This window comes from Paenibacillus algorifonticola, from assembly GCF_000971975.1.
GTDB classification, from domain to species: Bacteria; Bacillota; Bacilli; order Paenibacillales; family Paenibacillaceae; genus Pristimantibacillus; species Pristimantibacillus algorifonticola.
Genome location: NZ_LAQO01000002.1, coordinates 436,760 through 449,986 on the forward strand (window position 1 = coordinate 436,760; position 13,227 = coordinate 449,986).

Annotated in this window: 16 protein-coding genes; all 16 read left to right on the plus strand. The window is 46.4% G+C overall.

Annotation, left to right across the window (positions count from 1 at the left end; translation table 11 throughout):
• The first annotated feature begins 9 nt into the window (after window positions 1-9).
• Window positions 10-1,299: a protein-glutamate methylesterase/protein-glutamine glutaminase gene (locus WH37_RS11710; RefSeq protein WP_046230731.1), complete on the plus strand. Its 1,290-nt coding sequence runs from the start codon at window positions 10-12 to the stop codon at window positions 1,297-1,299.
• 40 nt (window positions 1,300-1,339) lie between these two features.
• Window positions 1,340-3,436, plus strand: a complete 2,097-nt coding sequence (locus tag WH37_RS11715) for a chemotaxis protein CheA (RefSeq protein ID WP_046230732.1) — start codon at window positions 1,340-1,342, stop codon at window positions 3,434-3,436.
• 12 nt (window positions 3,437-3,448) lie between these two features.
• Window positions 3,449-3,910: a chemotaxis protein CheW gene (locus WH37_RS11720; RefSeq protein ID WP_046230733.1), complete on the plus strand. Its 462-nt coding sequence runs from the start codon at window positions 3,449-3,451 to the stop codon at window positions 3,908-3,910.
• 2 nt (window positions 3,911-3,912) lie between these two features.
• Window positions 3,913-4,533 (plus strand): chemotaxis protein CheC, encoded by a 621-nt coding sequence (locus tag WH37_RS11725; RefSeq protein WP_046230734.1) that lies wholly within the window; start codon window positions 3,913-3,915, stop codon window positions 4,531-4,533.
• Window positions 4,530-5,024, plus strand: a complete 495-nt coding sequence (locus WH37_RS11730; protein WP_046230735.1) for a chemotaxis protein CheD — start codon at window positions 4,530-4,532, stop codon at window positions 5,022-5,024. Before WH37_RS11725 ends, WH37_RS11730 begins: the two co-directional genes overlap by 4 nt.
• 6 nt (window positions 5,025-5,030) lie before the next feature.
• Window positions 5,031-5,477 carry a hypothetical protein gene (locus WH37_RS11735; RefSeq protein ID WP_046230736.1) on the plus strand — a complete coding sequence of 149 codons (447 nt, stop codon included), beginning with the start codon at window positions 5,031-5,033 and terminating at the stop codon, window positions 5,475-5,477.
• Window positions 5,478-5,482: 5 nt separating this feature from the next.
• Window positions 5,483-6,253, plus strand: a complete 771-nt coding sequence (locus tag WH37_RS11740) for a FliA/WhiG family RNA polymerase sigma factor (RefSeq protein ID WP_046230737.1) — start codon at window positions 5,483-5,485, stop codon at window positions 6,251-6,253.
• A 14-nt stretch (window positions 6,254-6,267) separates the two neighbouring features.
• Complete coding sequence (locus WH37_RS11745; RefSeq protein WP_046230738.1) at window positions 6,268-7,674, plus strand: DUF342 domain-containing protein; 1,407 nt, start codon at window positions 6,268-6,270, stop codon at window positions 7,672-7,674.
• A 38-nt stretch (window positions 7,675-7,712) separates the two neighbouring features.
• Window positions 7,713-8,036 carry a hypothetical protein gene (locus tag WH37_RS11750; protein ID WP_046230739.1) on the plus strand — a complete coding sequence of 108 codons (324 nt, stop codon included), beginning with the start codon at window positions 7,713-7,715 and terminating at the stop codon, window positions 8,034-8,036.
• Between the two features lie 18 nt (window positions 8,037-8,054).
• Entirely contained in the window at window positions 8,055-8,612 is a 558-nt protein-coding gene (locus tag WH37_RS11755) for a hypothetical protein (protein ID WP_046230740.1), read from the plus strand.
• On the plus strand, window positions 8,605-9,210 hold the full coding sequence (locus tag WH37_RS11760; protein WP_046230741.1) for a hypothetical protein: 606 nt from the start codon (window positions 8,605-8,607) through the stop codon (window positions 9,208-9,210). The genes WH37_RS11755 and WH37_RS11760 overlap by 8 nt, the downstream gene beginning before the upstream one ends.
• 194 nt (window positions 9,211-9,404) lie before the next feature.
• Window positions 9,405-10,103 carry a 30S ribosomal protein S2 gene (gene rpsB / locus WH37_RS11765; RefSeq protein WP_046230742.1) on the plus strand — a complete coding sequence of 233 codons (699 nt, stop codon included), beginning with the start codon at window positions 9,405-9,407 and terminating at the stop codon, window positions 10,101-10,103.
• Between the two features lie 120 nt (window positions 10,104-10,223).
• Complete coding sequence (tsf, locus tag WH37_RS11770) at window positions 10,224-10,874, plus strand: translation elongation factor Ts (RefSeq protein ID WP_046230743.1); 651 nt, start codon at window positions 10,224-10,226, stop codon at window positions 10,872-10,874.
• A 121-nt stretch (window positions 10,875-10,995) separates the two neighbouring features.
• Window positions 10,996-11,724, plus strand: a complete 729-nt coding sequence (pyrH, locus tag WH37_RS11775) for a UMP kinase (RefSeq protein ID WP_046230744.1) — start codon at window positions 10,996-10,998, stop codon at window positions 11,722-11,724.
• On the plus strand, window positions 11,724-12,278 hold the full coding sequence (frr, locus tag WH37_RS11780) for a ribosome recycling factor (protein WP_046230745.1): 555 nt from the start codon (window positions 11,724-11,726) through the stop codon (window positions 12,276-12,278). Before pyrH ends, frr begins: the two co-directional genes overlap by 1 nt.
• A gap of 156 nt (window positions 12,279-12,434) precedes the next feature.
• The gene (locus WH37_RS11785; RefSeq protein ID WP_046230746.1) at window positions 12,435-13,199 is read left to right on the plus strand and encodes an isoprenyl transferase; all 765 of its coding nucleotides are present in this window, start codon (window positions 12,435-12,437) and stop codon (window positions 13,197-13,199) included.
• Window positions 13,200-13,227: the final 28 nt, after the last annotated feature.

Here is a 13,227-nt window from a genome sequence, read left to right on the forward strand (position 1 = left end):
GGGGAAAAGATGGCTCCTTATCGTGTACTCATTGTAGATGATTCTGCATTTATGAGAAAAATTTTTAGTGACTTAATTTTAAAGGATTCAATGTTTTCTATAATAGCAACTGCAACCAATGGGGCCGAAGCTGTTAAAGCGGTGGAAAAATGGAAGCCCGATGTTGTCACGCTCGATCTGGAAATGCCTGAAATGAATGGACTTGAGGCTTTGCAAAAGATTATGAAACATAACCCGACACCCGTTATTATGCTGTCTGGTATTAGTGAGGATAATACGAGGGATACGATAAAAGCATTGCAATTTGGAGCTTTTGACTTTATACGCAAGCCGTCAGGCATTGCAACGAATGATATTATCCAGGTAGGCGAGCAATTGATTGAGAAGCTAAAAACAGCCGTACAGGCGAGGAAGCCTTCATACATTGAGGAGAAGATGGAGCCGCCGGTTAAAGTGAAGGAGCTAGATACGAAAAAGCCCCTAATAACCGAAACAAAAACAAATGCAGCTTCACGGCTTGCTGCACCTTCTACGGCGAAGAAGAAACCGGAAATTACGCCACCAATAAAGCCGCCTAGTATTAGCAAAAAACCGGAACAACCAGCGGCAAGTAAAGCGGTGGCACCTTCCTCTACATATAAACCAGCTGCTCCGCCGATTATAGCGAGCAAAAAACCGGAAGAGGCTGCTCCGCCGAAAAAAGAGCTGCCGAGGTCTACTTCGTTCCAGCATATTGTTGCAATCGGCGCTTCAACAGGAGGGCCGCGTGCCTTGCATACGGTCATTAGCGCTTTGCCGGGCGATCTAGGCGCACCTGTCCTAGTTGTCCAGCATATGCCGCCGAAATTTACGAAATCGCTGGCACAGCGCCTCGACAGCTTCAGTGCGCTCCATGTCGTTGAAGCGGCTCAAGGCGACCGGGTTCATCCCGGCGTTGTCTATGTTGCTCCCGGAGGCTATCATCTAGAGCTTAGTAAGGATAGTTCCGGTTATTATATTCACTTAACAGAGCAGCCGCAGCGCAATGGACATCGTCCATCTGTAGATGTGATGTACGAATCCTTGGTTCCTTTCAAGGAGCTTAAGCGTCACGCGGTCATCCTGACCGGAATGGGCAGCGATGGTACGAAAGGTCTTAAACAGCTTGTTGAGAGCGGTGCAGTAACCTCTATAGGCGAGGCAGAGGAAACTTGTATCGTTTACGGCATGCCGCGCAGCGCCTACGAAAGCGGAGCAGTCAAGACTGTACTCCCGCTGCAACAAATCGCTGCACGTATTGAAAGCTGTGTACTTAAATAACGATTGAAGCAATCACAAGTCTAGCAGGAGGTGCGATACAATGGATATGAATGCCTATCTGTCGATGTTCATCGACGAATCTAACGACCATCTTCAAACCTTGAATGAAAACTTATTGCGACTGGAAGGCGAGCCGGAAGATCTATCAATTGTTCAAAATATATTCCGTTCGGCTCATACTCTGAAAGGCATGTCGGCTACGATGGGGTATGAGGATCTGGCTGCCTTGACACATGAAATGGAAAATGTGCTTGATCTTGTTCGCAATAGCAAGCTCAAGATGGACAGCTTTATATTTGATACGCTTTTCAAGGGTCTTGATGCGCTGGAGGCGATGGTGCAGGATATCGTTAACGGTGGTACTGGTAAAGCGGATGTGACGTCGATTGTGACTGCCTTGCAGTCGATTTTCAATGGAGAGCATAAAAAATCGGAGCCGGATCAAAAGGCCGCAGCTGCAAGCGATTCGTCCAATGCGGACAAGCCTATTTTGCTGCTGGATGAGTACCAGACTTCGGTGCTTAAGCAATCCATTGATAGCGGACATCAGGCTTATCATATTCATGTAACGATTCGCGAGGACTGTTTGCTGAAGGCGGTTCGTGCCTATATGGTATTTAACCTGCTGGAAGCACACGGAGAGATTGTGAAATCGGAGCCTTCTGTACAGGATTTGGAACAGGAAAAATTCGATCGTTCCTTCACTGTATTTACAATTACACAGACGAAGCTGGAAGATTTGCATACGCAAATTATGAATGTATCCGAAGTAGAGTCGGCAGTTGTGACTTTGCTTGATGAGGAATCGCTTCATCTGCTCAGCACGCCAACAGCGAATCAGCAAGCTGAGGCTGAGGTGAAGAAAGCGAAGGAAGAGATTGCAGCGGCTATCGCTGTCGTCGAGAAAAAAGAGGAAGAAGTAACCAAGGCTCCTGCTGCGGTTGCGCCTCGTAAGGAAGCGCCTGCCCAAGCTGCGCCAGCAGCGGTTAACCGGACGATTCGCGTTGATATCGACCGTCTGGATACGCTGATGAATTTGTTCAGCGAGCTGCTAATTGATCGCGTTCGACTAGAGCAGCTTTCAAGCGAAATTAAACGCAATGACTTGACTGAGACTGTCGAGCATATGACGCGCGTCAGCACGGATTTGCAAAATATCGTACTTAAGCTGCGCATGGTACCCGTCGATTCGGTATTCAACCGTTTCCCTCGCATGATTCGCGATTTAGCGAAGTCGCTTGATAAAAAAATCGATTTGGTCATTACTGGGGCGGATACAGAGCTTGACCGTACCGTCATTGATGAAATTGGCGATCCACTCGTTCACTTGCTCCGCAACTCAGTCGATCATGGCATCGAGACGGTGGAAGAACGAATTGCAGCTGGCAAGTCGGAAGTAGGAACCATTTTCCTGCGCGCTTACCATAGCGGCAACCATGTGTTCATTGAGGTGGAAGAGGATGGACGCGGCATTAACCAGGAGCGCGTGCTGAAGACGGCGATCAAAAACGGTGTCGTTACTGAAGATGAGGCGAAAAAGCTGTCCAGCGACGAAATCAATATGCTGATTTTTGCAGCAGGCTTTAGTACAGCAGAGAAAATATCGGATATTTCTGGACGCGGTGTTGGACTGGACGTTGTACGTTCCAAAATTACGTCGCTCGGCGGAAATGTCACCATTGACTCGGCGTTTGGCAGAGGAACGAAATTCTCGGTTCAGCTTCCGCTGACGTTGTCGATTATTTCGGCGATGCTGATCAAGCTGGGCTCGGAAAAATATGCGATTCCGCTGTCCTCCATTGTGGAGACAAGCATTATCCGCAGATCGCAAATTTTGAACGTCCATGGCAATTTGATGATTGAATTCCGCAATACCGTTATTCCTCTTGTATCGCTGAGCCGTGTGCTTGAGACACCTGACTTTAATGATAGCGCCGAGGAAGAAACCGAAATTGTAGTGGTGCGCAAGGGAGAAAAATGGGCGGCAGTTACCGTTGATGAGTTTATCGGCCAAAACGAAATCGTGCTCAAAACGCTTGGCAAATATTTGACCAATATCGAGGCGATTTCTGGAGCGACGATTTTAGGTGATGGCCAGGTCGCATTAATTATTGATCCTAACGCATTAATCAAATAGGAGGTTTTCACAATGGGAGAAGAATTGAAGGTCATTGTTTTCGCGCTAGCTGAAGAGGAATACGGAATTGAAGTAGATAAAGTCAGAACAATAGAGCGGATGTCACCGATTACCCGCGTGCCTAAAACAGCCGCTTTTATTAAAGGCGTTATGAATTTGCGCGGTGTTGTTGTGCCGGTTGTAGATCTTCGTGGGCGTTTTGGCCTACCTGAGCAGGAACCGACAGATAATTCGCGAATTATAGTAGTAGCGGTAGATGATCTTGAAGTAGGATTTATTGTCGATTCCGCGAATGATGTCATAGATATCGATACGGATAACATCGATACTCCACCAGAAATCGTAGGCGGCGTTAAAGCTAAATACTTGCATGGTATTGCCAAGCTCGGGGACAGCAGACTGCTTATTATGCTAAATCTAGTTGAGGTGCTGAATAAAAACGAGATCGAACAGCTGATGCAACTGGAGGGATAAACGTGGCACAATTTAGCAAGTTTGAAGCTTTTGAGCTTGACGTACTAAAGGAAGTCGGCAATATTGGCGCGGGCAATGCAGCTACTGCATTGTCCCGCCTCCTCAATAAGCCAGTCGATATGGGTGTTCCGAAGGTCAGCTTGCTGCCCTTCGAAGAAATAGCCGATCGCGTTGGCGGTATGGAACAGGTCGTCATCGCGGTGTTTTTAAGAGTGGAAGGCGAAGCGCCGGGCAATATGTTTTTCATCATTCAGGAGGACGCAGCGAAGCGTTTGCTTACTCAGCTGCTGTCATTGCCTCATGATGATGAGAACGGCTATTCCGAAATGGAGCTGTCAGCTTTATGTGAAATCGGAAATATATTGACGGGCTCATATTTGTCTTCGTTGGCTGATTTCACCCATTTGGCGATGGCTCCATCGGTTCCATCCGTTGCACTGGACATGGCAGGAGCTATTCTAAGCTATGGCTTGCTGCAATACGGGGAGATGGGCGATTCCGCGTTGTTGATTGAAACGACATTTCTAGAAGACTGCCAAGACCTGGAAGGCCATTTTTTTCTCATACCCGACCCTGAATCATTCACGAAAATTTTCCGCGCTCTGGGAGTAAATGTCGAATGATACAGCAAAATTTGATTAAGGTTGGAATGGCTGATTTAAATATTGCAACTGAGGGTTCCGTCCTCAAAACAACAGGGCTTGGTTCTTGTGTAGGACTTACGCTTTATGATCCGGTTAATAAAGTAGCCGGAATGGCGCATGTTATGCTGCCTTCCTCTGAAATTGCAAGAGAGTCGACGATTAACTTGGCGAAATATGCGGATACGGCCATTCCTGAGCTTCTTGATCGGATGAAGCATGTGGGCGCACAGCAAAATCGCCTTGTAGCGAAAATGGCTGGCGGCGCTCAAATGTTCGCCTTCTCAGGTCAGTCGGACTCTATGCGCATTGGTCCAAGAAATGTCGAATCTTGCCTGGAGATCATCAACAAGTTCAAGATTCCTGTTTTTGCACAGGATACAGGCGGCAATTATGGTCGCACCATTGAGTTTGACAGCGGAAGCGGCCTGCTTCTGATTCGCAGCGTACAGCTTGGAATAAAGGAGATTTGAATCAATATGATCGGAAATTGGCGATGGAATGTCGGATTAGGACTAACGGGTGTTATATTAACGATTCTTTTCTCACTCGGTAAAAATGCGGTCACAGTCATACTGCTGCGCAGTGTATATGCATTCATCGCCTTTGTTGTCATTGCGTTTATACTGCGTGCGGTGCTTACGTTTATTTTGAAGCCGCCAGCACTGCTGGATAACGGCGCTACAGATGAAGATGGAGTAGGAACACAGCTCGATTTGACTACGCCTGACGAAAGCGAAGATTTAAATCAGCTGTTGAAAGACGGACTGGATACGCGCCCTTCACAAAAAGAGGCAGATAGCAAGCAGCAACTGGAACAAGAGCAAGAGCCGTTTCGGCCATTAGCGCCGCCGCAGCTCGTGTCTGCACAAAAAAAAGAACCGGAAGAACTGGCTAAAGTAGTACGTCACCTGACAGGAGGGTGAAAAATATGATTGCTTCTTTAAACATTCCGATGTGGCAAGCTTGGAAAGAAGAAGGGGATATTGAAGCGAAGAAGCGGCTTATTGAGCAATATTTGCCGCTTGTTGATTATGTGACCAATCGTATGGCTATTGGCCTACCTAAAAATGTATCGAAGGATGACCTGGCCAGCAATGGCGTTATGGGGTTAATTGATGCGATAGAGAAGTTTGACTATTGTCGGGGGCTGCAATTCGAGACTTATGCTTCCTGGCGCATTCGCGGCGCAATTATTGACGGTCTCCGTCAAGGCGACTGGGTACCGCGATCCGTGAGAGAGAAAGCGAAAAAAGTGGAAGAGGCTTATCAAAAGCTGGAACAACAGTATTTACGCTCGGTTTCCGATGCTGAAATTAGCAATTATCTGAACATAACGGAAAAGGAGTTTACAACGATGCTCCAAGAGATTGCGGTAACGACTGTATGTTCGCTTGAGGATCCTCTTCGCGAGGAAGAATCGGAAACAAGACTTTCTCTACTCGTGGATGAACGGGCAAAAAATCCTGACCACAAAGTCCATGAAGTATATTTGAAAGATTCATTAGTTAATGGAATAGAGAAGCTGACGGAGAAGGAACGTATCGTCGTTTCCCTTTTTTATTATGAAGAGCTGTCTTTAAGTGAAATTGCAGACGTGATGTCGCTCTCGCCGTCGCGAATTTCTCAGCTCCATTCCAAAGCCATCTTACGTCTTAGAGGAGCTTTATCCAAGCATAAAGATCAACTAATGCAGTACTAGAGTGGAGGGGTGTAATGGAAGGTCAATTATTAGATACCATTATGAGCGTTCAAATATCCGCAGACAAAATGTCAGCATTTTTGACATTTAAACGATTGACGGATGATTTCGAATGCACGGTTGAACAATTAGAGCAGTTTGTGCAAAGTAGTGGAGTGAGTGTCGGAATTGTGCCCGGCGTCCTTCAAAACATTTGTAACAATCCGCTCGCTTTTTATAAAGAGCAAACTTTAATTGCTGAAGGAAAGTCTGCTGGAGTTGGCAAGGATGGCTTTATTCAATTCATTTACGATATGAAGAGCAAAGAGCGACGCCCGGCTGAAAATGAGGATGGCACCGTAGATTTCAAGGAAATGACGCAGTTGAAAAATGTGACGCGCGGCCAGCTGATTGCTGAACTGGTCGATCCTGAAGCGGGTGAGCCGGGCAAGACGGTAACCGGGGAAGAGGTTGCTTCGAAAGAAGGCAAGGCAGCGCGTTTTAAAATAGGAAAAAATGTCGTACTGAACAATGAGCAAACTGCGATGTATGCGGCATTGGACGGACTCATTACGATGACGGATAAGGATAAAATCAATGTATTTCCTATTTACGAAGTAAATGGCGACGTAGATTATAAAATAGGAAATATTGATTTTGTCGGTACCGTAGTCATCCGTGGGAATGTGCTAAGCGGCTTCCGCATCAAATCTGCCGGGGATATTCGCATCATTGGCGGTGTTGAGGGCGCTGATTTGGACGCTGAAGGCTCTATTGAAATAACGGGCGGCATAATGGCTGGCAACAAAGGTTTTGTCAAAGCCGGCAAAAACGTGAAATGCTCCTTTATCCAGGACGGCAATGTTATTGCGGGCGATGATGTGCTCGTATCGCAAAGCATTATGCATTCGAATGTTCGGGCTGGTAAAAACGTCATTTGTTCCGGAACCAAAGGACTAATTGTTGGTGGTAGTATTCAAGCGGGTGAGCGGGTTAAAGCTCGTACAATCGGCAATACAATGTCTACCGCGACAGTAGTTGAAGTAGGTGTAAAGCCGGAGCATCGTTCGGAGCTGCTGGAATTGCGCACAAAACTCAAGCAGCATAACGAGAGCATGGATAAGGCGGATAAAGCGCTTGTGATTTTGGATCAATTGGCTGCGTTTGGGCAGCTGACCGATGACAAAATGGCCATGCGCATTAAGCTAAGTGCGACTAAACGGCAGTCGATAACGGAAGTCGAGCAGTTCCGTGAACGGATTTTGGACATTGAGCGTACGCTGGAAGATAGCGATCAAGCTGGAGTTGACGTCAATAACACGATTTATGGCGGAATCAAAATCGTAATCGGCCGATATACGAAATATATTAAGGACCCGTTGCAGCGTGTTTCCTTTCAGTATTTAGATGGAGACATCTCGCAGGTTAATTACCGTTCGTAAAAACTTGTGCAAGCTGACCCAATAGGGAGGTAATCAAGATGGCTTTCAAACCTATTGATTTGCAAATATCGGTTCCTCGTACACCGGAGTCTAGCGGTCTTCAAGGCCAGATGAACCATAAGCCGATGTCGGACCAGACGAAGCTTGCCGAGCAGCAAGCTGCACAGACCGAGCTTGTTCGCCACAAAAATACGGAAGTAGAGCATTCTGCTGGCTTGAACGTTCGTCAGGATCAAGAAACAAGCAAGCAATCTGATGAACGCAAGGGCAAACGCAAAAAACAGGATGAACAGGACAAGCATGAAGAAAACCATCCCCCTGTGCATCCCTATAAGGGACATCATGTAGATATTTCGCTTTAAAGGCAGGTGGGAGCAATTATGTCTAACTGGCAATACATAGTTTTGCTTGGCGCAGTGGTCGTTGTTTTTGGGTTGCTTTTGCCCAGAAGGAAACAACCCGTAGCCGCTCAAGCCGTTAATAATATGGAAGTTTCGCTGGAACAGTTTATGGAAAACATGGAGCAGGACAATCGGGAGCTTACTGCACTTATTGTGCAGTCGCAAGAGGAAGCACGTGCTAAAGCACGGCGCGGCGAGGAGCGCTTAGCTGAACTGGAGCGGAAATATAGCGCAATGGAGCAGCTTTTTGAGCAGCAGAAAACTACCGCAGTGCTGGTGCCAGCAGCTCAGGTGCCGCTAGTCAAGGTTGATGCTCCCATTACGCCTGCTTCTGCTGTGTTCCAGAAAGAGCCTGAGGAGCTAGAAGAGCCAGCTCCGCCAGCGAAGCAAACGATTCAGCAGCGTTATCCAGATTTGTTTGACTTTCATCAGCAAGGCAAGTCTATTGAGGCTATTGCTAAAAAAATGAACATGAACAAGGGCGAGGTTCAGCTTATCCTTCAGCTTGCGAAACAGGAGGAGAGTGCCCGTGTTTAAAAATCGCTTTTTTTTAACCGGGCTTGGCATTGGCATTATTATCGGCGCATTATTGCTCCAAATGATGATCATTGGCGAATCCAGCCAGCAAAAGCTAAGTAATCGCGACAGTGCGGGTGCTGAGCAAGAGGAAAAGATATATTCGCAAAGTGAAGTCGATGCGATTCTCGAAGCGCAGCGGGCAACGAGCAGCATAAAGGAAGAAAGCGAAGCAACAGTTTCGCCTTCACCAGCGGTAACACCTGAACAAACGCCATCTCAAAGCTCTGCTCCGCAAGCATCCGCCACTGCCTCCCCAAAGCCAACAGCAGCGCCAGCAGATAATTCTTCAGCTACTGCGGACACGGGCGGGAATACCATTCGCAAAATGGTTCGCATTCAGGCAGGAACGAATTTGACTGCGGCGTCTGAGCTGCTGGCCAAGGAGCAGCTTATTAGTGATAAAGCGGCATTTATCCGCAAAATGAAGCAAGAAAAGAAACTGGTTCGCGCCGGTTATTTTTTGTTTTCTGGGAATCCTTCGCTTACGGAAGTTATTACAACTATTACGACGCAGCCGATGACGCCAGAGGAAGTAAAAGCTTTTAATTCACAATAAAATGGCGGAAAGCGGTAATTTTCGCCCAGAGATTGTTGCGTACGGCATGCAGTTATGGTATATTAATTGACGGTGTTAAAAACACACGCTGATTAATTTCGTTAACGGTGCTTCTGCTTAAGTGGAAGTTTTAGCGAAAGATGACGTCGGCGGAGGGCACTACAAAAAAACCATTATCAGGAGGTGTTGAAGAAATGGCGGTTATTTCCATGAAACAGCTACTTGAAGCTGGGGTACACTTCGGTCATCAGACTCGTCGTTGGAACCCGAAGATGGATCGTTATATCTTCACTGAAAGAAACGGAATTTACATTATCGATTTGCAAAAAACAGTTAAAAAAGTTGACGAGGCTTATAACTTCGTTCGCTCGATCGCTGCAGAGGGCGGCACTATGCTGTTCGTCGGCACGAAGAAGCAAGCTCAAGATTCCGTTAAGGAAGAAGCTGAGCGTTGCGGAAACTTCTACATCAACCAACGTTGGCTCGGCGGTACGCTGACTAACTTCCAAACGATTCAAAAACGTATTGACCGTTTGAAAACTTTGGAGAAATGGGAAGAGGACGGCACTTTCGAAGTTCTTCCTAAGAAAGAAGTTATTATTCTTCGCAAAGAAAAAGACCGTTTGGAAAAATTCCTTGGCGGTATCAAAGGCATGAAATCGTTGCCTAGCGCTTTGTTCATCATCGATCCTCGTAAAGAGCGTATCGCTGTTGCTGAAGCACGCAAACTTGGAATTCCTATCGTAGGTATCGTTGATACAAACTGCGATCCAGATGAAATTGACTATGTCATTCCTGGTAATGATGATGCAATTCGTGCGGTTAAATTGCTTACGTCCAAGATGGCTGATGCAATTGTTGAAGCTAACCAAGGTGAGCAAACAACTGCTTAATTCAATAAACGTAAGCTATTAGGCGAAGGGCGGTCAGAAGGTGAAAGCCTCTCACCGTCCTTTTTTTACGAATACCTAAATAAGTAAATAAATAAATCGAAACCTTCAGGAGGGCTCAAAATGGCAGTTAGTGCGAGTGCAGTAAAAGAACTTCGCGAAAGAACAGGGGCAGGAATGCTCGATTGTAAAAAAGCTTTGGATCATACAGATGGTGATATCACGAAAGCGATTGAATTCCTTCGTGAGAAAGGCCTTGCTGCAGCAGCAAACAAAGCTGGCCGCATCGCTACAGAAGGCGTTGTTGAATCCTACATTCACGCTGGCGGCCGTATTGGCGTTCTAGTTGAAGTTAACTGTGAAACAGACTTCGTTGCTAAAACAGACCAATTCCGTGAGTTTGCAAGAGATATCGCGATGCAAATCGCTGCTGCAAACCCTAAATTCGTTCGCCGCGAAGAAGTTCCTGGCGATGAGCTTGAAAAAGAACGCGAAATTTTGCGTGCACAAGCACTTAACGAAGGCAAGCCTGAGAAAATCGTTGATAAAATGGTTGAAGGCCGTATTTCCAAATACTATGAAGAATATTGCTTGCTTGAGCAATCGTTCATCAAAAACCCAGACCAAACGATTTCCGAGCTTCTTAACGAGAAGATCAACAAAATTGGTGAAAACATTTCAATCCGTCGTTTCGTTCGTTATGAGCTGGGCGAAGGTCTTGAGAAAAAAGTTGATAACTTTGTAGAAGAAGTTATGTCGCAAGCTAAACTGTAAACCGATCGCAAAGGCGGGGCGGGGCGTCCGCCTCGCCTGCTTTCGTAAGCGGAGAAACTTTATATTTTGATAACCGGATGCAATCTAAGCGCTTTAGATTCATTCATGGAGGTAAGCAACGTTGGAAAAACCCGTGTTTAAACGTATAGTATTAAAAGTGAGCGGCGAATCGTTAGCAGGAAATAACGGCTACGGTATTGAGGCTTCGACTATTGCTTCAATTGCAGAGCAAGTAAAGGAAGTCGTAGCATTCGGTGTTGAAGTTGCCATTGTTGTAGGCGGCGGAAATATTTGGCGTGGAATTGCAGGAACTGCTAAAGGGATTGATCGCGCAACGGCGGATTACATGGGTATGCTGGCTACAGTTATGAATTCTCTTGCTCTTCAGGATGCATTGGAACAAATTGAAGTGCCAACCCGCGTACAATCCTCGATTGCTATGCAGCAAATCGCTGAGCCGTACATTAGACGTCGTGCTATTCGCCACCTGGAAAAAGGACGCGTTGTTATTTTCGCTGCTGGCACAGGTAATCCATTTTTCTCAACAGATACGACAGCTGCTTTGCGTGCTGCTGAGATTGAAGCAGAAGTTATTTTGATGGCTAAAAATAAAGTGGATGGCGTATATTCGGCTGATCCATTCAAAGATCCAACTGCGGTTAAGTTTGAAGAGCTTACTTACATGGAAGTATTAAATAAAAATCTTGGTGTTATGGATGCGACAGCATCTTCGCTATGCATGGACAACAATATTCCGCTCGTTGTATTTGCAATTACAGAGCAGGATAATATTAAGAGGGTTGTGCTGGGCGAGAAAATTGGCACCATTGTGAGAGGAAGTGCGAAATAATGCCTCAAGCTATTAAGAAAAATGCCGAAGAGCGTATGGAGAAAGCGATCGGTGCGCTGCGCCGCGATTTGGCCAGCCTGCGTGCAGGCCGTGCATCAGCGTCTTTGCTTGATCGTGTACAAGTTGAATATTACGGTGCAATGACACCAGTTGCACAACTGGCTAACGTAAACACGCCGGATTCCCGTACGCTGATGATTCAGCCGTGGGACAAAACATCTCTTGCAGCTATTGAAAAAGCGATTATGAAATCGGATCTTGGTTTAACGCCAGCTAATGACGGCTCAATGATTCGCATTTCGATTCCGCCACTGACCGAAGAGCGTCGTACCGATCTTGTCAAAATGACAAAAAGATTCGGTGAAGAAGCGAAGGTAGCTGTCCGCAACATCCGTCGCGATGCGAATGACGATGTGAAAAAGCTGGAGAAAACGGACATTTCCGAAGATGAGTCCCGTCGTCATCAAGATGACATTCAAAAGTTGACGGACCGTTTTATCGTAGAAGTGGATAAAGTATTGGTAGCTAAAGAAAAAGAAATTATGGAAGTATAATTTCACTAAAGCCCCTCCGTTAGGTGGGGTTTGGTTTAAATATAAGGCTTTTATTTTATAAAAGTGCCTTATATATCATCGCGAAACACAAGCTGCCTTTTATTTGGTACGGTGGCAGCCGTTTACGCTTGTTAAATCCGGGTTGGAGGAACGAAGATGATCAGTCGACTTTGGGCTAAATTTAGCAAATCGTCCCCACGTCCGGCAGCGCAGCCACAATCGGGCAACGTGCCTAAGCATGTCGCCGTTATTATGGATGGAAACGGGCGTTGGGCCAAAGACCGTGGATTACCGCGAATAGCGGGTCATCATTCCGGCATGAAAGCGGTCAAACGCATTACGATGGCAGCAGACCGGCTCGGCGTTGAATATTTAACGCTTTATGCTTTTTCGACGGAAAATTGGAAAAGGCCTAAAGATGAAGTTGATTTTTTGATGAAGCTCCCTCAGCAATTTTTGGAAATTGAAATAGACGATTTAATGGAGAAAAATGTTCAGGTTCGCGTCATGGGGCACAGGGAGGATCTCCCTTCCTTTACGATTAAAGCGTTGGACGAAGCAATGAGCAAGACGGCAAATAATACGGGACTCGTGCTTACTTTTGCGCTAAACTATGGCAGCCGCAAGGAAATGCTTGAAGCGATCAAGGAGATCGCAGCGGATGTGCAAGAAGGACGGCTCACCTGTGACCAAATAGATGATCATGTGATGAGTTCGCATTTGCTGACCCGCGACCTTCCAGATCCTGATCTGCTGATTCGTACAAGCGGAGAATTGCGCTTAAGCAATTTTATGCTTTGGCAGCTTGCCTACAGCGAAATGTGGTTTACGGACGTCTATTGGCCTGAATTTTCGGAAACCCATTTCGAAGAAGCGGTTCAGGAGTATCAACGGCGCGCACGGCGATATGGCGGACTATAAGCTTCGATAACGGAGTGTGACCTATACA